Source organism: Pseudomonas sp. AC229 (assembly GCF_979254655.1).
In genome coordinates, this window is sequence record NZ_CEEDHK010000001.1 from 332,465 (window position 1) to 353,339 (window position 20,875).

Below are 20,875 nucleotides of genomic sequence, written 5' to 3' on the forward strand. Positions count from 1 at the left end.
TGCTTTTCTAGTTGTAACGCCTACAGCACACGCGGTTTAACATCAAAAATTGCCCTGGACCCAGCGTTTCAGCCGCTCCAGTACAGGTGTCTTTGGTTCGTCGTTGTAGCTGCTGCCACCGGACAGCGAGATGCCGTCGTTCTGCTTTTGCAGCCCGTACATGAGCAAGCCCACGCCGGTCGAATAAATCGGGTTGTGCACCACGTCGCCCAGGCCCTTGATGCCTTGCGGCATGCCCAGGCGAACCGGCATGTGGAAAATTTCTTCGGCCAGTTCGACCGCGCCTTCCATCTTCGAGGTGCCGCCGGTCAGCACGATGCCGGCTGGAATCAGGTCTTCGTAACCGCTGCGGCGCAGTTCAGCCTGAACCAGGGTGAACAGTTCGTCGTAACGCGGTTCGACCACTTCGGCCAGCGACTGTCGCGACAAATCACGCGGCGGACGATCACCCACGCTCGGTACTTTGATGGTTTCGCCAGCGCCGGCCAGTTTGGCCAAGGCGCAGGCGTAGCGAATCTTGATTTCTTCGGCGTACTGCGTCGGTGTACGCAGGGCCATGGCGATGTCGTTGGTGACCTGATCACCCGCAATTGGGATCACGGCCGTGTGGCGAATTGCGCCTTCGGTGAAGATGGCGATATCGGTGGTGCCACCGCCGATGTCCACCAGGCACACGCCTAATTCTTTCTCGTCGTCGGTCAGCACGGCGTAGGCCGAAGCCAACTGCTCAAGAATAATGTCGTCTACTTCCAGGCCGCAGCGACGCACGCACTTTTCGATGTTCTGTGCCGCGTTCACCGCGCAGGTCACCACGTGCACTTTGGCTTCCAGGCGCACGCCCGACATGCCCAGCGGCTCACGAACGCCTTCCTGGTTATCGATCACGTAATCCTGCGGCAAGGTGTGCAGCACGCGCTGGTCAGCCGGAATGGCCACGGCCTGTGCGGCATCAAGTACACGCTCAAGGTCGGCCTGGCTCACTTCGCGGTCGCGAATGGCGACGATGCCGTGGGAGTTCAGGCTGCGGATGTGGTTGCCCGCCACGCCGACGAATGCCGAGTGGATACGGCAGCCGGCCATCATTTGCGCTTCTTCGATGGCGCGCTGAATCGATTGCACGGTGGATTCGATATTCACCACCACGCCCTTTTTCAAGCCGCGCGATGGGTGCGTGCCGATCCCGACGATTTCCAGCTGGCCATCAGCCGTGACTTCGCCTACCAGCGCCACCACCTTGGAGGTGCCGATATCGAGGCCGACGATCATCTTGCCGCTCTGCACGTTTGCCATGTTGCTGCCTTCTCCTAATTCACTTCTGCGCGACGGTTTTGTCCGTCGCCGGCGCAATCGGTTCACGCCACGCAACGGCCAGGCCGTTGGAGTAACGCAGGTCGATGCGCGAAATATTGGCGATCTGGTCTTTCAAACTCTTGTCGTAGATGGACACGAAGCGGCGCATTTTCTCGACCAAGTGATCCCGACCTAACAACAACTCAATGCTTTGTCCGGTGTTATTCACCCCGGTGGTGATAAACCAGCTGCCGCGTTCACGCAGTTCCAGACGCGCCACCGAAAACCCTAGCGGGCGCAGCATCTGGCTGAGCATCTGGTAGCGCTGCATCACGTCTTCCTGGGCGCGCTGCGGGCCGACCAGTTGCGGCAGGTTTTCGTAATTGGCCAGTTCACGCGGGGTGAACGCCTGACCCTGATTGTTCAGCAACGCCTCGTCGCCCCAACGGGCCACCGGCAGTTGTTCTTCCAGCGAAATGCTCACGGTGTCGGGCCAAACGCGGCGCACTTCGGCGTGGGCAATCCACGGCATCTGTTCCAGTTCGGCGCGCATGCCGGCCAGGTCGACGGTGAAGAAGCTCGCTGCCACAAACGGCGCGATACGTTGCTGCACCGCTTGCTGGCTGATGTAGCTGAGCTCGCCCTGCACGCTGATCTTGGCAATCGGGCGGTCGGCGTAAGGCAGCAACCGCTGCGCCGCTTCGTAGGTGCCAAAGCCCAACACCAGCAACATCACCGGCCAGAGCACACGCTTGATCGCCGAGAAGCTGGGCTTCGGTACGCGAACCGACAACGGCTCCTTGGCCACCATCCGACTGGCACCCCGCTGCGCCGGCTTGCGGGGCAAAGCGCCACGGCCGGGAACAGGTTGCTGATGACGGAGGGTTGCGCCGTGCATGGTCTTAACCTCGTGCCTCAACGCTGTCGGAAAGAATCGCCACGACCAGCTGCTGGAAATCCAGCCCTGCTGCGCGAGCGGCCATTGGCACCAGGCTGTGGTCGGTCATACCGGGAACGGTGTTGACTTCCAGCAGCCAGAATTTGCCGTCTTTGTCCTGCATCACATCCGCACGCGCCCAGCCCTGAATGCCAACGGCATCGCAGGCGCGGGCGGTGAGGTCTTTGAGTTCCTGTTCTTTGGCGGCGTCCAGCCCACATGGAATGCGGTACTGGGTGTCATTGGCCAGGTACTTGGCGTCGTAGTCGTAGAAGCTGTGCGGGGTGCCCAGGCCAATCGGTGGCAGCACTTCGCCGCGCAATACGGCGACGGTGAATTCCGGACCGCTGATCCATTGTTCAACCAACACCTGCGAGTCGTAGCCGCTGGCATCGCGCCAGGCGCTGATCAACTCGTCGACGCTGCTCACTTTGGCCATACCGATACTGGAACCTTCATGCGCCGGTTTGACGATGAGGGGGAACCCCAGTTCCATGGCTGCCGACCGGCAGTCATCGACGTTGGCCAACACCGCGTGGCGCGGGGTAGACAAACCGAGGCTCTGCCACACTTGTTTAGTGCGCAGCTTGTCCATCGCGAGCGCCGAGGCGAGCACGCGGCTGCCGGTGTACGGAATGCCGACGCACTCCAACAGGCCCTGCATGCTGCCGTCTTCGCCGCCACGACCGTGCAGCACAATAAAGGCGCGATCGATTTTTTCGCTGACCAGACGCTGCAAGAAGTCGTCGCCCACATCGATACCGAAGGCGTCGACACCCGCCGCTTGCAGCGCTTCCAGTACGGCAGCGCCGGACTTCAGCGACACCGGTCGCTCAGCGCTCTTGCCACCGAACAGCACGGCCACACGGCCGAACGCGTCCGGGGTCAGGTTGCGATCTAACAGGCCACTCATTTCTTACTCCCACCGGCGACAACGGCGCCGGCAAACAACGGGCTCTGCAACAACTGCGGCGCCAGGCCACCGATATCCCCGGCGCCTTGGCACAGGAGGATGTCGCCAGCGCGCAGCAACGGTTTAACAATCGGCGCCAGCTCAGTGCCGCGCTCGATATAGATAGGATCCAACTGGCCGCGCTGACGAATGCTGTGGCACAGCTGACGGCTATCGGCGCCAGGAATCGGCTCCTCGCCCGCTGGGTACACTTCCATCAGCAGCAATACGTTCGAGTCGGCCAGCACCTGCACGAAGTCGTCGTACAGATCGCGGGTGCGGCTGTAGCGGTGCGGTTGGTACACCATCACCAGGCGACGCTCCGGCCAGCCACCGCGTACGGCCTTGATCACCGCCGCCACTTCACGCGGGTGGTGGCCGTAATCGTCGACCAGCATCACGCTGCCGCCATCGACGGGCAGCTCGCCGTACACCTGAAAGCGGCGACCCACGCCCTGGAATTTCGACAGGCCGTGAACGATGGCCTCGTCTGAGAGGCCTTCGTCGGTGGCGATGGCGATGGTCGCCAGCGCGTTCAATACGTTGTGGTTGCCCGGCATGTTCACCGACACATCCAACGGCTCACGGCCAGCGCGCAGCACGGTGAAGTAGGTTTGCATGCCGTTCTGACGCAGATTGATGGCGCGCACATCGGCGTCTTCGCTCAGGCCATAGGTCATGGTCGGGCGTTTAACCTGGGGCAGAATTTCGCGCACCACCGGGTCGTCCACGCACACCACCGCCAGCCCGTAGAACGGCAGGTTGTGGAGGAACTCGACGAAGGTTTTCTTCAACTTGTTGAAGTCGCCTTCGTAGGTGCTCATGTGGTCCATGTCGATATTGGTGACCACGGCCACCATCGGTTGCAGGTGCAGGAAGCTGGCGTCGCTTTCGTCCGCTTCGGCGACCAGGTAGCGGCTAGTGCCGAGCTGGGCGTTGGTGCCGGCAGCATTCAGGCGGCCGCCGATTACAAACGTCGGGTCCAGGCCTGCGGCAGCAAACACCGAAGCAATCAAGCTGGTGGTCGTGGTTTTGCCATGGGTGCCGGCAACGGCAATGCCGTGGCGATAGCGCATCAGCTCGGCGAGCATTTCGGCGCGCGGCACGATGGGAATGCGGCGCTCAAGGGCGTTGGCCACTTCCGGGTTCGCGGTGTTGATGGCGCTGGACACCACCAGCACGTCGGCGTGCTGAGCGTTCTCGGCGCGGTGGCCGATAAACACCTGGGCGCCAAAGTTCTGCAGGCGCTCGGTAACGGCCGAGCCCTTGATGTCGGAACCGGACACGTCGTAGCCCAGGTTCAGCAACACTTCGGCAATACCGCACATGCCCGCGCCGCCGATGCCGACGAAGTGGATGCGGCGGATACGGCGCATTTCTGGCTGCGGAAACGCTTTCTGGCTCTCAACCACGGGCCACCTCCAGGCAGATGTCGACGACGGTGCGGGTCGCGTCGGGCTTGGACAGGCGGCGCGCGGTGCTGGCCATGTAGATAAGGCGTTCGGGATGCATCAAAACCTCGGTCAGGCGCTCCGCCAATTCGGCGGCGCCAGTAGTCGCTTGTGGCAGCAGGAAGGCAGCGCCTTCACGAGCCAGATAATCGGCGTTGCGAGTCTGGTGGTCGTCGATGGCGTGCGGCAACGGCACCAGCATCGACGGCAGACCGGCAGCAGCCAGTTCACTGATGGTCAGCGCGCCTGCGCGGCACACCACCAGGTCGGCCCAGGCATACGCGCCGGCCATGTCTTTAATGAAAGGCGCGACGTGCGCTTGGACACCGGCCGCGTCGTAACGGTCCTTGGTGATTTCATCGTGATTCTTGCCGGATTGGTGCACCACTTCCGGACGGATCTCGACCGCCACTTCGCGCAAGGCTTCCGGCAGCAATTTGTTCAACGGCTCGGCGCCCAGGCTGCCGCCCAGAATCAGCAAACGCGGACGACGGCCTTGCAGCGTGTCGCGTGGTGTTTCCAGGAACAGCTCTTCACGCACCGGATTGCCGGTGGTGCGGCGCTTGGCCGACTGTCTGAAGGTATTCGGGAAGGCTTCGCACACGCGCGTGGCGAAACGCACCAGGCTGCGATTGGCGGTGCCGGCCACGGCGTTCTGTTCGTGAATAATCAGCGGCACGCCGGCCATTTTCGCCGCCAGGCCACCTGGGCCGGTGACATAACCACCCATGCCCAACACGCACACCGGTTTCAATTTGCGCACGATGCGGCGCGCCTGAAACAGCGAGCGCAGCAAGCTGAACGGCGCCTTGAGCAGGTTGACGAAGCCTTTGCCACGCAGGCCGGCGACGTTGATCAGGTGCAGGTCCAGACCGGCTTCCGGCACCAGTTGGTTTTCAATGCCGCGCGGCGTGCCGAGCCAGTGCACGGTGTAACCGCGCGCCTGAAACTCGCGAGCACAGGCCAGCGCCGGGAACACGTGGCCGCCGGTGCCGCCGGCCATGATCAGAACATTAGCGGCCATGCACCACCTCCTTGGACGCTTTGCTGGCAGCCGGTTCTTCGGCGAAATCGCTCTCGACGAAATCGACGTCTTCGCTGCCAAGAATGGTGCGGCGCTCCCACTCGATACGCAGCAGCAACCCCAGGCAGGCGCAGCAAATCACCAACGAGCTGCCGCCGTAGCTGAGGAACGGCAGGGTCAGCCCTTTGGTTGGCAGCAGGCCGACGTTCACGCCGATGTTGATCAGGAACTGGCCGATCCACAGGAAGGCCAGGCCGAAGGCCACGTAGGCGGAGAAGAACTGCTTGGCCTTTTCAGCCCAAAGGCCGATGTACAAGGCGCGCACGCTGACGAACACAAACAGCGCCACGGTGGCCAGCGAACCGAACAAGCCAAGTTCTTCGGCCAGTACGGAGTACACGAAGTCGGTGTGTGCTTCCGGCAGGTAGAACTGCTTCTGCACGCTGTTGCCCAGGCCGACGCCCAGCCATTGGCCACGGCCGAAGGCGATTAGCGCCTGAGTCAATTGATAGCCCGAGCCGAACTGGTCGGCCCATGGGTCGGTGAAGGTCACCAGACGCGCCATGCGATACGGCTGCGCCTGCACCAGCACAAACACCGCGCCGACTGCCAAGGCGACCATCAGCGAGAAACGGAACAGGCCGACGCCGCCGAGGAACAGCATGGCGGCGGCAGCGCCCATCAACACAACGGTGGCGCCGAAGTCCGGTTCCATCAGCAGCAAGCCAGCCATGGGCAACAGCACGATGAAAGGCTTGAAAAAGCCCATCCAGCTTTCACGCACTTCTTCCTGGCGGCGCACCAGATAGCCGGCGAGGTAGATAACCGCGAACACTTTGGCGATTTCCGAAGGCTGCACGTTGAATGCGCCGAAGCCGATCCAGCGCATCGAACCGTTCACTTCGCGGCCAATGCCTGGCACCAACACCAGCACCAGCAACCCGAACGCCACCACCAGCAGGGTGCCGCCCATGCGCTGCCAGGTGGACATCGGAATCACCAGCATCAGTCCGGCAGCGCCGAGGCCGATGGCCATGTAAATGACGTGGCGGATCATGTGATAGAACGGGTTGCCGGTCTGCACGGCGGCCACTTCGGTGGAGGCCGAGGTAATCATCACCAGGCCAAGTCCCAGCAGCGCGAAGCAACCGGCCAGCAGCGGGAAGTCGAGGTCAATACCGCGACGGCTGAACAGCGGCGACGGGTACGGGCGAAGAATGCTGAGCAAGCGAGCGAGCATCAGTTGAGCCCCCCGACTGCCTGGGCGAACAGGCGCCCGCGTTCTTCGAAATTCTTGAACATGTCCAGGCTTGCGCACGCCGGCGAGAGCAGCACGGCATCACCGCTCTGGGCCAGCTCGGCGGCCTTGGTGACCGACTCATCCAGCGTGCTGACACGAATCAGCGGCACGCCGGTATCAGCCAGCACGTCGGCCAACAGCGGCGCGTCGCGGCCCAGCAGAATCACAGCGCGGCAATGGGCGGCGACCGGCGCACGCAGGGCGGAGAAATCCGCGCCTTTGCCATCACCGCCGGCGACCAGCACCAGCTTGCCGGCGATGTCCGCACCCAACCCTTCGATGGCCGCCAGCGCGGCGCCCACGTTAGTGGCTTTCGAGTCGTCGTAATAGCTCACGCCGTCCCGCTCACGCAGCCACTGGCAACGGTGCGCCAGGCCAGTGAATTCGCGCAGCGCTTGCAGCATCGGCTCGAACGGCAGGCCCGCGGCATGGCCCAGGGCCAGCGCCGCCAGGGCGTTGGCTTGGTTGTGAGCGCCGCGCACTTTCAATTCGCGCGCCGGCATCAGGGTTTCAAACTGGAAGGCCAGGTGCTTCTCGCCCTGCTCTTCCACCAGACCGAAGCCTTTGAAGTCGGGCTTGTTCAAGCCAAAGGTCCAGCACGGCGTGTTTTCGCCAATCAACGGACGGGACAAACCGTCCTGACGGTTGACCACCACTTGCCGCGCGCCACGGAAGATCCGGTGCTTGGCCAGGTGATACGCCGGCAGGCCACTGTAGCGGTCCATGTGGTCTTCGCTGATGTTCAGCACGGTGGCGACTTCAGCATTTAGCTGGTCAGTGGTTTCCAGTTGGAAACTCGACAGTTCGACCACGTACAACTCGACGTCATCGCTGAGCAGATCCAGCGCCGGCGTGCCGAGATTGCCGCCGACCGCCACACGCTTGCCGGCCGCCACGGCCATCTCGCCTACCAAGGTGGTGACGGTGCTTTTCGCGTTGGAACCGGTGATCGCCACAATCGGCGCCTTGGCGTGGCGGGCGAACAACTCGATGTCGCCCAGCAGTTTTACGCCACGGGCGGCGGCTGCTTGCAGCGCTGGAGTGGCCAAGGCCAGACCTGGGCTCACGTACAGCTCGTCGGCGCGGCAGAGGAATTCAACGTCCAGTTCGCCACAACGCACTTCCACCTCCGGGTACTGGGCGCGGATGGCGGCCAGCTCCGGTGGGTTCGCACGGGTGTCAGCCACGGCAAAGCGGATGCCCTGGCGCGCGAGGAAGCGCACCAGGGACATGCCGCTCTTGCCGAGGCCGACAACGATGCGGAAGTGGTCAGTAGCGATGAGGCTCATTGGGTTCCTTGTCCTTAACGCAGTTTCAGAGTGGCGAGGCCGACCAGCACCAGAATTACGGTGATGATCCAGAAGCGCACGATCACGCGCGGCTCAGGCCAGCCTTTGAGTTCAAAGTGGTGATGGATCGGCGCCATGCGGAACACGCGCTTGCCGGTGAGCTTGAACGAAGCCACCTGAATCACCACCGACAGGGTTTCCATCACGAACACGCCGCCCATGATGAACAGCACGATTTCCTGGCGCACGATCACGGCGATGGTGCCCAGCGCAGCGCCGAGCGCCAGCGCGCCGACGTCGCCCATGAATACTTGGGCCGGGTAGGTGTTGAACCAGAGGAAACCCAGGCCCGCCCCCACCAGCGCCGAACAAAACACGATCAGCTCGCCCGCGCCCGGTACGTAAGGAATCAGCAGGTAGTCAGCGAATTTGATGTTGCCCGACAGGTAGCAAAAAATGCCCAGCGCGCCGCCGACCATTACGGTGGGCATGATCGCCAGACCGTCGAGGCCGTCAGTCAGGTTCACTGCGTTGCTAGAGCCGACGATCACGAAGTAGGTCAGCACCACGAAGCCCACACCGAGGGCGATGCTGACGTCTTTGAGCATCGGCACGATCAGCGTGGTTTCAACCGCGCTCGGCGCAGTCATATAAAGGAACACGGCGGCGCCCAGGCCAAACACCGATTGCCAGAAATACTTCCAGCGGCTCGGCAGGCCTTTCGAGTTTTTCTCGATGACTTTGCGGTAGTCGTCCACCCAGCCGATGCCGCCGAACAGCAGGGTCACGATCAGCACCACCCACACGTAGCGGTTGGTCAGATCAGCCCAGAGCAAGGTGCTGATGGCGATGGCCGACAGAATCAGCGCGCCACCCATGGTCGGCGTACCGGATTTGGACAGGTGCGATTGCGGACCATCGTTGCGCACGGCCTGACCGATTTGACGAATCTGCAGGGTGCGGATCATCCAGGGGCCCAGCCACAGCGACAGCGACAACGCGGTCAACACACCCAGAATCCCGCGCAGGGTCAGGTATTGAAAGACCGCGAAGCCCTTGTAGAACTGTTGCAGATACTCGGCCAACAGCAGCAGCATTTAATGACTCCCCTGGGTGCCGCACAAAGCCGCAACGACGTTTTCCATCGCTGCGCTGCGCGATCCTTTAATTAGAATGGTGGTGTTGCCTGGCTCGGCACTGACGGCGGCGATCAGGCTGGCCTGATCGGCAAAGTGCCGGCCATTGGCGCCGAAAGCGGCCACGGCGTGGGCCATGTTCGGGCCGACGGCATAAAGAGCATCGACTTTCCCGGCGGCGTAAGCGCCGACATCGCGGTGGCCTTGTTCAGCCCACTCGCCCAGCTCGCCGATATCGCCCAAAACCAGAACCGTCCGGCCGGAAAAGGCCGCGAGTATATCAACGGCGGCACACATGGAAGTCGGGTTGGCGTTGTAGGTGTCGTCGATCACGCGCGCGCCATTAGTCGCCAACTGCGCTACCGCGCGGCCTTTGACCGGCTGCACATTTTCCAGCCCGGCAACGATACTGACCAACGGCAGGCCAAGCGCAGCGGCGGCTGCAGCTGACGCCAACGCATTGGCGATGTTATGGGTGCCAAGCAGATTGATCTGCACCTTGGCACTGCCTTGCGCGCTATTCAGGGTGAAGAACGGGCAACCACGGGCATCGCGGCCGAGGTCGCTGGCGTAGAAGTCGGCGGCGCTGTTGTTCAGGGCGAAGGTCAGCACCTTGCGCTCGCCGGCACGGGCTTTCCAGATGCTAAAGGCTTTGTCGTCGAGGTTGAGCACAGCGGTGCCGCTGGCGCTCAGGCCGTCGATGATTTCGCCTTTGGCTTCGACAATTTTGTCGGCGCCGCCGAACTCGCCGATGTGGGCGGTGCCGGCGTTGTTCAGCACGGCTACGTGCGGCTTGGCCAACGCCACGGTGTAAGCGATTTCGCCGACGCGATTGGCGCCCAGTTCGATAACGGCGCCTTTGTGTTCTGCGCCCAGCTCAAGCAGGGTCAACGGCACACCGAGGTCGTTATTCAGGTTGCCACGGGTCGCCAGCACGGCGCCGTCGATGCCGGCGCGCAGAATGCTGGCGAGCATTTCCTTGACCGTCGTTTTGCCGCTGGAGCCGGTGATGGCAGCCAGGGGGCCGGTGTAGGCCTGACGATTGAGCGCGGCGAGTTGGCCCAGCGCGTGGCGAGTGTCGGCTACTACCAATTGCGGAATGCTGACGCCAACGGTTTCACGCTCGACCAGCGCAGCGACCGCGCCTTTCTGCGTGACCTCCTGCAAATAGCTGTGGCCGTCGAAACGTGGGCCAGTCAGGGCGACAAACAGCTGCCCCGGCTTGATCGCACGGCTGTCAGTGCTCACCGCGCTAAACGTGGCGTCGGCGCCGACCAAGCAACCATTGAGGGCGTTGACCACTTCGCTCAACCGCAAGGCTTTAAGCATGAGCGGCCTCCCAGGCGGCCAGGGCCGTGGTGGCTTGGTGCAGGTCGGAGAACGGTTGGCGCTCGCCGTTGATTTCCTGGTAATCCTCGTGGCCTTTTCCGGCCAGCACGATCACATCGGCGGCATCGGCACTGGCGATCAGTTGCGCGATGGCCTGGCCGCGACCGTATACAAACTGGGCTTTCTCCGGCGCGGTGAGACCGGCGCGGATGTCGGCGAAAATCTGCTCGGGCGATTCGGTGCGCGGGTTGTCGTCGGTCACCATCACGCCATCGGCAAGGCGCTCAACCACTTCGGCCATCAGCGGACGTTTGCCGCGATCACGGTCACCGCCACAGCCGAACAGGCACAGCAGTTTGCCGGTGGCGTGTGGGCGCAGGGCGGTCAGTACTTTATCCAGCGCGTCTGGCGTGTGGGCGTAGTCGACCACCACCAGCGGCTGGGTGCCGCCGCCCAGGCGCTGCATACGGCCAGCCGGGCCTTCCAGTTTCGGCAGCACTTTCAGAATTTCGTCCAGCGGGTAATCCAGCCCCAGCAGCGCGCCGACCACGCCGAGCAGGTTGCTCAGGTTGAAGCGGCCCAGCAACGACGAACGCAGGCTGCCCTCGCCTTTGGGCGTGACGAGCTTGGCGCGCACGCCGTGGTCGTCGAACAGCGCTTCGCTGCAGTACAGGTAGGCGTTGCGGTCTTCGAGGCTGTAAGTAATCAGGCGCGAGTCGTGGTGCTCGGCGGCCAGTTGGCGGCCAAACTCGTCATCAATATTCAGCACGCGGCAACGCAGGCTCGGCCAGCGGAACAGTTTGGCTTTGGCTTCGCCGTAGGCCTGCATGGAACCGTGGTAGTCCAGATGGTCGCGCGACAGGTTGGTGAACACCGCCACGTCGAATGCCAGTGCCGCGACGCGGCCTTGGTCCAGACCGTGCGACGACACTTCCATAGCCACTGCGCGAGCGCCGGCTTGTTTCAGGTTGGCCAACACCGCTTGCACGCCGATGGGGTCTGGCGTGGTGTGGCGGCCTTGCTCCAGTTCATTGTGGAAACCGGTGCCCAGGGTACCGACGATGCCGCAGCGCTCACCGAAGTGATCCAGGGCCTGGGCCACCAATTGGCTGATGCTGGTTTTGCCGTTGGTGCCGGTAACGCCGACCAGGTGCAGGCCACGGCTCGGCTCGCCGTAGAAGCGGCCGGCGATGGCGGACAACTGACCGGCCAGATTCTTCAACGCCACCAGCTCTGCGCCCTGGGCGTCGATAACAGGCGCGCCTTCGGCTTCATAGGCAACGGCGGCAGCGCCACGGGCAATCGCATCGCTGATGTGCACGCGGCCATCTTGCTGACCGCCGGGCACGGCCAGGAACAAGTCGCCGGGGCGCACTTTGCGGCTGTCCAGCGTCAGTTCGCGGATCAGCACCGAGCTCTCGGCTTGTGGCAGCAATTGGTTCAGTGGCATTGGCATTAGCGCGCTAACTCCCGAGGAATAGAGAGCGCCACGGCGGGCGCAACGTCAGCCGGGGTCAGGTTGTCTGGGGCAATGTTCATCAGGCGCAGGGCGCCGGCCATGACCTTGCCGAATACCGGCGCCGAGATCAGGCCGCCGAAGTAGGCGCCGGTGCTTGGCTCGTCCACGACTACCACCATGGCGATGCGCGGGTTGCTGATCGGCGCGAAGCCGGCGAACAGCGAGCGGTAGGCGTTCTGGGTGTAGCCCTTGGTGCCGACGGTGGCTTTACGCGCGGTACCCGACTTGCCGCCCACGTGATACGCCGGCACCTTGGCGCGGAACACGCCACTTGGCGCTTCGACCACTTGCTGGAGCATGCCCTGGATGGTTTTCGCGGTGTCTTCCGGAATGACCTGCACGCCGTCCTGAGTACGGCCATCGACGCGGGTCATGGTCATGGGAATGCTGCGGCCATTGTTGGCGAGCACCGCATAGGCATGGGCGAGTTGAACGGCCGTCACCGACAGGCCGTAGCCGTAGGCCAGGGTCGCGGTTTCAGCTTTCGGCCAGATGCGGTGGTTGGGCAGGTTGCCGACGCGCTCGCCGGGGAAGCCCAAGCCAGTGTCCTGACCGAGGCCGACTTGCTGCATGACGTTGTAAATCGGCTCGGCGCCGATATCGAAAGCGATCTTGCTGATGCCGACGTTACTGGACTTGATGAGGATGCCGGTGAGGTCGAGCACGCCTTCGTTTTTGGAAACGTCGCGGATGGTGTATTTGCCGATCTGCAGGGTGCCGGGGTACACGTCAACCGTATCGGTCGGCTTCCAGCGCCCGCTTTCCAGCGCAGCACTCATGGAGAACGGCTTAACGGTGGAACCTGGCTCAAACACGTCGATCATCGCGCGGTTGCGCATCATCGCCGGCTGCAGGTTGCGGCGGTTGTTGGGGTTGTATGTCGGCTGGTTGACCATGGCCAGCACTTCGCCGGTTTTCACGTCGAGCATTACCAGGCTCGCACCCTTGGCGCCGAACTCGGTAACCACATTGCGCAGTTCGCGGTGGGCCAGGTACTGCAGACGCAGGTCGATGGACAGCGCCAGCGCCTTACCAGCCTTGGCGTTGCGGGTCACTTGCACGTCTTTGATCAGGCGACCGCGACGGTCTTTCAACACTTCGCGCTTGCCGGGTACGCCCGACAGCCATTGGTCGAACGCAAGCTCCACGCCTTCGCGGCCGTGGTCGTCGATGTCGGTAAAGCCCACCACGTGCGCGGTCACTTCGCCGGCCGGGTAGAAACGACGAAACTCCTCGATGGAGTAGACGCCTGGCACTTTGAGGTCGAGCACGGACTGGCCCTGCTCCGGGGTCAGGCCCCGCACCAGGTACATAAATTCGCGCCCGGCGTTGTCCTCCAGCCGGGCGGCAAAGGCTTTTGGCTCTTGCCCCAGCGCGGCAGCCAACGCTGGCCAGCGGTCTTTGCCGGCTTGCAGTTCTTTACCGTTGGCCCACAGGGTAGTGACCGGTGTACTCACGGCCAACGGCTCGCCGTTACGGTCGGTAATCAGGCCACGGTGCGCAGGAATCGGTACGTGACGCACGCTACGGGCATCGCCCTGGCCTTGCAGGAAAGCGTGGTCGAGCACTTGCAGATCGATGATGCGCCAGCAGATGGCCGCGACCATGATTCCGAGCAGGCCCAGAACCACGCGGAACCGCCACGGATAGAGGGCGCCTTCGAGCTTCATCATTTCGCCACCATCCGAACTTCAGCTGGCTCAGGAATGCGCATTTTCAGCTGTTCACTGGCGAGGGTTTCGATGCGGCTGTGGGCGGTCCAAGTGCTTTGTTCGAGAATCAGGCGACCCCATTCGGCCTGCGCTTTGTCGCGCACGCTGAGTTCGCCATACAGCGAGTTGAGCAACTGGCGGTTCCAGTGCGCGCTATAGGCCACGGCGATTGCCGAGACCAACACGGCTATAAAGAGAAGCAGCAGCACAGTGCTGCCGGCCGGGAGCGGCTTGGCGAAGGAGCGGCTCAACGCAACTTCTCCGCAACACGCATCACCGCACTGCGCGAGCGCGGGTTGGCCGATTGCTCAGCGTCGGAGGGGAACTGAGCCTTGCCGATGGTGCGAATTTTCGGCTCGAAACGCTCGACGCGCACGGGCAGGTTGCGCGGGAGTTTGTCCGCCTCGCCTTTTTCCAGACGGCGCATAAACAGTTTGACGATGCGGTCTTCCAGCGAGTGGAAGCTGATCACTACCAGACGACCGCCCACTTCGAGCACGTCCATGGCCGCTTGCAGGCCACGTTCCAGATCGCCCAGCTCGTTGTTCACGTGGATGCGCAAACCCTGGAAGGCACGAGTTGCCGGGTTCTTGCCCTTCTCCCACGCTGGGTTCGCTACTTTTAATACTTCGGCCAGATCGCCGGTGCGCTCAAACGGCTGCACCTCGCGGCGCTGGACCACGGCGCGCGCCATGCGCTTGGCGAAACGCTCTTCGCCATACTCTTTAAAGACGCGGGCAATTTCTTCTTCGGCCGCAGTGGCAATAAACTGCGCGGCGCTGATGCCACGGGTAGGGTCCATGCGCATGTCGAGCGGGCCGTCGTTCATAAAGCTGAAGCCACGCTCGGCGTCATCCAGCTGCGGCGACGACACACCGAGATCGAGCAGAATGCCGGACACTTTGCCCGCATCGCCCCGCTCGGCAACCGCTTCGCCGAGCTCGGCAAAACTGCGCTGCACAACGACAAAGCGGCCGTCTTCGGCCGCCAGCGCTTCTCCGGTCGCAATCGCCAGAGGGTCTTTATCAAATCCGAGGAGCCGACCGCCTGGCCCGAGCTTTTGCAAGATCAGCCGACTGTGCCCGCCCCGGCCAAACGTGCCGTCCACATAGCAGCCGTCCGCGCGCACGGCGAGAGCCTCTACGGCTTCGTCGAGCAATACGGTGATGTGGCGAAAGCCGCTGCTAGTTGGGGTTGTCACAGGATCAGATCACGCAATTCGTCCGGCAGACCGCCCGGCTGTTTAATGGCTGCCAGGTCCGCATCAGCAAGCGCGTTCCAGGCGTTTTCGTCCCACAGTTGGAATTTGTTCAGTTGCCCCACCAGCATCGCGTGCTTGTCGAGCTTGGCGTACTCGCGCAAACGCGGCGGCACCAGGAAGCGGCCGGCGCTGTCGAGCTCGATATCCACCGCGTTACCGATCAGCAAACGCTGCAGGCGACGGCTTTCTTCACGCAGCGATGGCAGCTCACGGAGTTTGGTTTCGATGATTTCCCACTCAGGCAGCGGGTAGACACAGAGGCAGGGGTCAATGGCGTCGATGGTAACGATGAGCTGGCCAGCCGAACGCGACACGATCTCGTCCCGATACCGACTTGGCATCGCGAGGCGCCCTTTGGCGTCGAGACTGATTGCGTTAGCTCCGCGAAACACGACAGCGCTTCCCCTTTTTTTACTAGCTTTCCATGCCTAAAAAACCCACTTCGTACCACTTTGTACCACTTCGGCACACTATAGGAACGCAGCTACCCCACCGTCAAGGCGCGCTTGAAGGGAAAAATCCTTATGGGACGGTGATTTAGCGAGCTTTTGAGGGCGATGAAAGGCGGTTTTAGGGGTGTTTTGGAGGATGTACGCGAGCACACTCAACGAGCTGCGCTTCGAAGTTAAAGTAACTTCTTAAGAGTTAGATTTTTTCGGATTTAGAAATGCAGCGACGGGAGGTAAAACGAAACAGCGGAAGGAGGTGGAGAGTCGATCTGTAAGCCGGGTTCTGTCGAGGACAGTCATTCCTCTACGACGGCCATCACTGGACGCCTTTAGCAACCTACCCGGTTCCGACGCGGGCCACGCCATGGAACCCTATTTGGTCTTGCTCCGAGTGGGGTTTGCCTAGCCACGAACTGTTACCAGACGCGCGGTGCGCTCTTACCGCACCTTTTCACCCTTACCGGCACCGAAGTGCTTAGGCGGTTATTTTCTGTGGCACTTTCCGTAGGCTCGCGCCTCCCAGGTGTTACCTGGCACTCCGCCCTATGGAGCCCGGACTTTCCTCCCCCCCGCTCGCGTGAACGAAACGAGGCAGCGACTGTCCAATCGACTCTCCGCCGCCTAGGGTAGCGGCAGCCTCCTGTTAGAACAAGCCGAAATCCTTTATTGCCGCTCCAGGGCCACCTGATAGAGCAGGTTCTTGCGCACCCCAGTGATCTCAGCCGCCACGGCAGCCGCGCGTTTGAGCGGCATTTCCTTGAGCAATAAATCGAGCACGCGCAGGGTGTCGGCGCTCACCGCTTCCTCGCCTTCCGGCGCCTGCCAGCCGGCCACCAACACCACGCATTCACCGCGCTGCTGGTTGCTGTCGCCCGCCACCCAGGCGCGCAACTCAGCAAGCGGCAGGCCATTCAATGTCTCAAATGTCTTGGTCAGCTCACGCGCCAACAAGGCCACGCGCTCGCCGCCGAACACCAGCTCCATGTCTTCCAGGCATTCGAGAATACGGTGCGGCGCCTCGTAAAAAATCAGCGTGCGCGGCTCTTCTTTTACAGCTTCCAACCGCGCGCGGCGGCCGACCGCTTTCGCGGGCAAGAAGCCCTCGAAGATAAATCGATCAGACGGCAAACCGGCAGCCGACAGCGCAGCGATCAGCGCGCAAGGCCCCGGCACCGGCACCACTTTTATGCCAGCGGCGCGCACTTGTCGCACCAGGTGGTAGCCGGGATCGGAAATCAGCGGCGTACCCGCGTCAGAAATCAGCGCTACGTCATCACCCGCCTGCAGGCGCGACAGAAAACGACTGCCTTCATCACGCTCGTTGTGCTCATGGCAGGCCGCCAGCGGTGTAGGAATGCCGAAATGTTGCATCAGGCGCATGGAATGACGCGTGTCTTCAGCGGCAATCAGCGCAACGTCGCGCAGAATCTTCAGCGCCCGAGCGCTGATATCGTCTAGGTTGCCGATGGGTGTGGCGACCACATAGAGGGTACCGGCGGTGGAATTCAAAGCACCCTGAGTGGTCACAACGCACACCTCTTAAATCTCGGAAAGCGCGCATTGTAGCCCGATTCACAGCATCGACATCGCGCCTGGGGTGCCCCTTGGGTACAATCCGCCCTCTTCGATCAAGTACCAGGAACGTCTACATGATCAACCGCCTGACCGCCGGCCTGCGCCCGCTCCTCGCTATCAGCCTTGCCGCTCTCTTGGCCGCTTGCTCAAGCTCGCCGTCCTCCACCCTTGGCGAATTGCCACGCACGCCACAGGCCAGCATTGAGCAATTGCTGCAGCAGGCTGCCGAAGCCAAGCCGGAAGAAGCGGCGTCGCTGCGATTGGCCGCCGCCGATCAGGCCTATCAACAGAAGGATGTTGGCCGTGCCGCGCAAATTCTCGATCAGGTTCCCATCGCAACGCTCAAACCTGCCCAGCAAGTGTTTGCCGCCACGCTGAGCGCCGAACTCGCCCTGGCCCGCGGCAAACCGAAAAACGCCCTGGCAGCGCTTGATCAGCCCGGCATGCAACGCTTGGCCGAACTGCCCGTTGAACAGCAAGTGCGTACTCAACTCGTGCGCGCGCAAGCGCTGGAAGCTGATGGTCAACCCCTCGCTGCCGCCCGCGAGCGTGTTTTTATCGCGCCGCTGTTGAGCGGCAACCCAGCCGTCGAAAACCACGAGCGCATCTGGGCGCTGGTGTCTTCGTTGCCTGCTGATCAACTGCAAGGCGGCGGCGATGCCGATCTCGCCGGCTGGCTGCAACTGGCAAATGCGGTCAAAACCGCCGGCACGCTGCAGCAGCAACAAGCGGCAATCGATGCGTGGCGCCAACAAAATCCGCAGCATCCAGCCGCCGAACAGTTGCCCGCTCCGCTGACCAAACTCAAAGAATTGGCCAGCCAGCCGCTGACCAAAATCGCTCTGCTGTTGCCGCAAGACGGCCAGTTGGCCTCGGTGGCCCGCGCCCTGCGCGACGGTTTTATGGCCGCACATTTCCAGGCCCAGCAAGCAGGCCAGAATCCGCCGAGCATTGAGCTGTACGACAGCTCGCGTCTGGCCTCGATGGACGAGTTCTACCGCCAGGCGCAGGGAGCGGGCGTGCAGCTTGTAGTCGGCCCGCTGGAAAAGAACCTGGTTAAGCAATTGAGCGATCGCGAGCAGTTGCCGATCACCACCCTGGCCCTTAACTACAGCGACGTCGGCCGCGAAGGCCCGCCGCAGTTGTTCCAGTTCGGCCTGGCGGCTGAAGACGAAGCGCGCGAAGTGTCCCGCCGCGCCTGGGATGACGGCATGCGTCGCGCCGTAGCTCTGGTGCCTCGCGGTGAATGGGGCGACCGCGTACTGGACGCCTTCCGTCAAAGCTGGCAAGCCAAGGGTGGCAGTCTGATCGCTGCCGAGCACGTGGACCAACCGGTGGAACTGGCTCAGCAAATTGCCGACCTGTTCCAACTGCGCCAGAGTGAAGCCCGCGCCAAGCGTCTGCAGAGCGTGCTGGGCACCCAAGTGGCCGCACAACCTGCACGCCGCCAGGACATCGACTTCATCTTCCTCGCCGCAACGCCCCAGCAAGCCCAACAGATCAAGCCGACGCTGGCCTTCCAGTACGCTGGCGATGTGCCGGTGTACGCCACCTCTCACCTCTTCACCGGCGGCAGCAATCCGGCGCAGTATCAGGATTTGAACGGCATCCGCTTCTGCGAAACGCCGTGGCTGCTCAACGCCAATGACCCACTGCGCCAGCAAGTCAGCGGCCAATGGCCCCAGGCCGCGGGCAGCCTCGGCCGCCTGTACGCCATGGGCGTGGACGCGTATCGCCTGGCACCGCGCCTAGCCGAGCTCAAGGCATTGCCGCAAAGCCGCGTCGACGGCTTGTCCGGCAGCCTGAGCCTCACCGCCAGCCAGCGCGTTGAGCGCCAGTTGCCATGGGCCGAGTTCCGCGACGGCACCGTACAGCGCCTGCCCGATAGCGGCTTCTGATTGATCGCTGCCAGCACGCAAACAGCAGGCCGTGAAGGCGAAGCAGAGGCGTTCGAGCACCTGCGCCGGCACGGCTTGAAGCTGCTAAGCAAGAACTGGCGCTGTAAGGGCGGCGAGCTCGATCTGGTCATGCTGGACGGCGATACAGTAGTATTCGTCGAAGTTCGCGCCCGCCGGCATAGCGCCTGGGGTGGCGCCGTTGAGAGCGTTGATGGCCGCAAGCAGCAGAAGCTGATAATCGCCGCCAGCAGCTTTCTTCAGCAGCAACCTCGCTGGGCCAAACATCCGTGCCGTTTCGATGTCGTAGCCATCAATACGGCCGACACCCAGGCGAGCCGCCTGAATTGGATTCGCAACGCGTTTGACACCTGAATCAGCCTGAACCAACACAATCGATTGCCGGCAGTACGCTGTGCGGCAGCAAGTTAGTGCAAGACCGAACCTGGTTTCGGCACAGCCAGCAGCGACTGCGGCGCCGAGCGATTTTTACCTGTAACAGGCAGGCGCCAGCATTACCCTGGCCCACCTGATCAGCAGCCACACTGAAGGTCATTCCGATGGACATGCAAGCCCGTATCCGCCAGCTGTTTCAAGCCAGTATCGAAACCAAACAGCAAGCCATGGAGGTGCTGATTCCTTACATCGAGCACGGCAGTCTGGTCATGGTTCAAGCCCTGCTCAACGAAGGCAAAATTCTCACCTGCGGCAACGGCGGCTCTGCCGGCGATGCGCAGCACTTTTCCTCCGAACTGCTCAACCGCTTCGAACGTGAACGTCCAAGCTTGCCAGCCATCGCGCTGACTACTGACAGCTCGACCATTACTTCGATCGCCAACGATTACAGCTACAACGAAGTGTTTTCCAAGCAGATCCGCGCCCTAGGCCAGCCTGGCGACGTACTGCTGGCCATCTCCACCAGCGGCAACTCCGCCAACGTCATCCAGGCCATCCAGGCCGCTCACGACCGCGAGATGATCGTCGTCGCCCTCACCGGCCGCGACGGCGGCGGCATGGCCTCGCTGCTGCTGCCAGAAGACGTGGAAATCCGTGTTCCATCGAAAGTTACCGCACGCATTCAGGAAGTCCATTTGCTGGCCATCCACTGCCTGTGCGACCTGATTGATAGCCAACTGTTTGGGAGTGAAGAATGACCCGTTCGCCATTAATCCTTGCCGCTCTTGCCATCACCCTGGTGCTTTCCGGGTGTGGCAGCCGTTCGTTCGGCAACAAGATCGATGACCAATTCATCCCGTCGAACGTCGAGCAGAAAATCAAACAGGCCAGCCCTGATTTGGCCAACGGCTCGCACATCATTGTTACCAGCTACAACGGCATCGTGCTGCTGGCAGGGCAAACACCACGTGCGGACTTGAAAGCCTCTGCCGAGCAAGCTGCTCGCTCCGTACAGGGCGTGCGCAAGGTTTACAACGAACTGCAAGTGACCGCGCCCTCCTCGGCGCTGGCGCGCAGCAATGACGCGCTACTAACCACCAAAATCAAAACCGAAATGCTCGCCGACAGCAGCGTGTCGAGTTCGCAGATCAAGGTGATCACCGAGAACGGCATCGTCTACATGCTTGGCGTGGTAAGCCGTCAGCAAGCGCAACTGGCGACCAACCTGGTCCAAGGCGTATCGGGCGTTCAGAAGATCGTGAAGCTGTTCGAGTACGTCGACTAAGTCGATTCGCAGGCAATAAAAAAGGCGATCTTCGGATCGCCTTTTTTATTGGGTCGGGTTTCATGTTGCGCGAAA

19 protein-coding genes and 1 other RNA gene are annotated in these 20,875 nt (G+C 62.3%); 4 read left to right on the forward strand and 16 right to left on the reverse strand.

Features of this window, described 5'->3' with window-relative positions:
* Positions 1 to 42: 42 nt before the first annotated feature.
* The 16 genes from ftsA to rsmI form a co-directional block, all read right to left on the reverse strand.
* The gene (ftsA, locus tag AC0IW7_RS01460) at positions 43 to 1,290 is read right to left on the reverse strand and encodes a cell division protein FtsA (RefSeq protein ID WP_122494257.1); all 1,248 of its coding nucleotides are present in this window, start codon (positions 1,288 to 1,290) and stop codon (positions 43 to 45) included.
* 19 nt (positions 1,291 to 1,309) lie between these two features.
* The gene (locus tag AC0IW7_RS01465; protein ID WP_463550462.1) at positions 1,310 to 2,188 is read right to left on the reverse strand and encodes a cell division protein FtsQ/DivIB; all 879 of its coding nucleotides are present in this window, start codon (positions 2,186 to 2,188) and stop codon (positions 1,310 to 1,312) included.
* Between the two features lie 4 nt (positions 2,189 to 2,192).
* A complete protein-coding gene (locus tag AC0IW7_RS01470) occupies positions 2,193 to 3,140 on the reverse strand; it encodes a D-alanine--D-alanine ligase (protein ID WP_471815459.1) in 948 nt (315 codons plus the stop codon).
* Positions 3,137 to 4,555: a UDP-N-acetylmuramate--L-alanine ligase gene (murC, locus tag AC0IW7_RS01475; RefSeq protein WP_471815602.1), complete on the reverse strand. Its 1,419-nt coding sequence runs from the start codon at positions 4,553 to 4,555 to the stop codon at positions 3,137 to 3,139. The genes AC0IW7_RS01470 and murC overlap by 4 nt, the downstream gene beginning before the upstream one ends.
* 28 nt (positions 4,556 to 4,583) lie before the next feature.
* Complete coding sequence (gene murG / locus AC0IW7_RS01480; RefSeq protein ID WP_471815460.1) at positions 4,584 to 5,654, reverse strand: undecaprenyldiphospho-muramoylpentapeptide beta-N-acetylglucosaminyltransferase; 1,071 nt, start codon at positions 5,652 to 5,654, stop codon at positions 4,584 to 4,586.
* Positions 5,644 to 6,882 (reverse strand): putative lipid II flippase FtsW, encoded by a 1,239-nt coding sequence (gene ftsW / locus AC0IW7_RS01485; protein ID WP_463542240.1) that lies wholly within the window; start codon positions 6,880 to 6,882, stop codon positions 5,644 to 5,646. Before ftsW ends, murG begins: the two co-directional genes overlap by 11 nt.
* An 11-nt stretch (positions 6,883 to 6,893) precedes the next feature.
* On the reverse strand, positions 6,894 to 8,243 hold the full coding sequence (murD, locus tag AC0IW7_RS01490) for a UDP-N-acetylmuramoyl-L-alanine--D-glutamate ligase (RefSeq protein ID WP_471815461.1): 1,350 nt from the start codon (positions 8,241 to 8,243) through the stop codon (positions 6,894 to 6,896).
* A 14-nt stretch (positions 8,244 to 8,257) separates the two neighbouring features.
* Positions 8,258 to 9,340, reverse strand: a complete 1,083-nt coding sequence (gene mraY, locus AC0IW7_RS01495; RefSeq protein ID WP_122494271.1) for a phospho-N-acetylmuramoyl-pentapeptide-transferase — start codon at positions 9,338 to 9,340, stop codon at positions 8,258 to 8,260.
* A complete protein-coding gene (locus tag AC0IW7_RS01500) occupies positions 9,341 to 10,708 on the reverse strand; it encodes a UDP-N-acetylmuramoyl-tripeptide--D-alanyl-D-alanine ligase (RefSeq protein WP_471815462.1) in 1,368 nt (455 codons plus the stop codon).
* Positions 10,701 to 12,164 (reverse strand): UDP-N-acetylmuramoyl-L-alanyl-D-glutamate--2,6-diaminopimelate ligase, encoded by a 1,464-nt coding sequence (locus tag AC0IW7_RS01505; RefSeq protein WP_471815463.1) that lies wholly within the window; start codon positions 12,162 to 12,164, stop codon positions 10,701 to 10,703. The genes AC0IW7_RS01500 and AC0IW7_RS01505 overlap by 8 nt, the downstream gene beginning before the upstream one ends.
* Positions 12,164 to 13,900 carry a peptidoglycan D,D-transpeptidase FtsI family protein gene (locus AC0IW7_RS01510; protein WP_463383705.1) on the reverse strand — a complete coding sequence of 579 codons (1,737 nt, stop codon included), beginning with the start codon at positions 13,898 to 13,900 and terminating at the stop codon, positions 12,164 to 12,166. The genes AC0IW7_RS01505 and AC0IW7_RS01510 overlap by 1 nt, the downstream gene beginning before the upstream one ends.
* Positions 13,897 to 14,190 carry a cell division protein FtsL gene (gene ftsL / locus AC0IW7_RS01515; RefSeq protein ID WP_122494278.1) on the reverse strand — a complete coding sequence of 98 codons (294 nt, stop codon included), beginning with the start codon at positions 14,188 to 14,190 and terminating at the stop codon, positions 13,897 to 13,899. The genes AC0IW7_RS01510 and ftsL overlap by 4 nt, the downstream gene beginning before the upstream one ends.
* Positions 14,187 to 15,140 (reverse strand): 16S rRNA (cytosine(1402)-N(4))-methyltransferase RsmH, encoded by a 954-nt coding sequence (gene rsmH / locus AC0IW7_RS01520; protein WP_471815464.1) that lies wholly within the window; start codon positions 15,138 to 15,140, stop codon positions 14,187 to 14,189. Before rsmH ends, ftsL begins: the two co-directional genes overlap by 4 nt.
* Positions 15,137 to 15,592, reverse strand: coding sequence for a division/cell wall cluster transcriptional repressor MraZ (gene mraZ, locus AC0IW7_RS01525; RefSeq protein WP_122452446.1), 456 nt, complete (start codon positions 15,590 to 15,592; stop codon positions 15,137 to 15,139). The genes rsmH and mraZ overlap by 4 nt, the downstream gene beginning before the upstream one ends.
* Before the next feature lie 313 nt (positions 15,593 to 15,905).
* Positions 15,906 to 16,263: RNase P RNA component class A (gene rnpB / locus AC0IW7_RS01530), an RNA gene on the reverse strand.
* Between the two features lie 49 nt (positions 16,264 to 16,312).
* On the reverse strand, positions 16,313 to 17,176 hold the full coding sequence (rsmI, locus tag AC0IW7_RS01535) for a 16S rRNA (cytidine(1402)-2'-O)-methyltransferase (RefSeq protein ID WP_122494282.1): 864 nt from the start codon (positions 17,174 to 17,176) through the stop codon (positions 16,313 to 16,315).
* Between the two features lie 134 nt (positions 17,177 to 17,310).
* On the opposite strand from rsmI, the gene AC0IW7_RS01540 reads away from it, so the two are divergent.
* The 4 genes from AC0IW7_RS01540 to AC0IW7_RS01555 all read left to right on the forward strand — a co-directional run bounded on the left by AC0IW7_RS01540 (position 17,311) and on the right by AC0IW7_RS01555 (position 20,800).
* Positions 17,311 to 19,122, forward strand: coding sequence for a penicillin-binding protein activator (locus tag AC0IW7_RS01540; protein ID WP_471815603.1), 1,812 nt, complete (start codon positions 17,311 to 17,313; stop codon positions 19,120 to 19,122).
* Positions 19,123 to 19,494 (forward strand): YraN family protein, encoded by a 372-nt coding sequence (locus tag AC0IW7_RS01545; protein WP_122494284.1) that lies wholly within the window; start codon positions 19,123 to 19,125, stop codon positions 19,492 to 19,494. It abuts the gene before it with no gap.
* A gap of 185 nt (positions 19,495 to 19,679) precedes the next feature.
* Positions 19,680 to 20,273 carry a phosphoheptose isomerase gene (locus AC0IW7_RS01550; RefSeq protein WP_122452443.1) on the forward strand — a complete coding sequence of 198 codons (594 nt, stop codon included), beginning with the start codon at positions 19,680 to 19,682 and terminating at the stop codon, positions 20,271 to 20,273.
* Positions 20,270 to 20,800 (forward strand): BON domain-containing protein, encoded by a 531-nt coding sequence (locus AC0IW7_RS01555; protein ID WP_122494286.1) that lies wholly within the window; start codon positions 20,270 to 20,272, stop codon positions 20,798 to 20,800. The genes AC0IW7_RS01550 and AC0IW7_RS01555 overlap by 4 nt, the downstream gene beginning before the upstream one ends.
* Positions 20,801 to 20,875 lie beyond the last annotated feature (75 nt).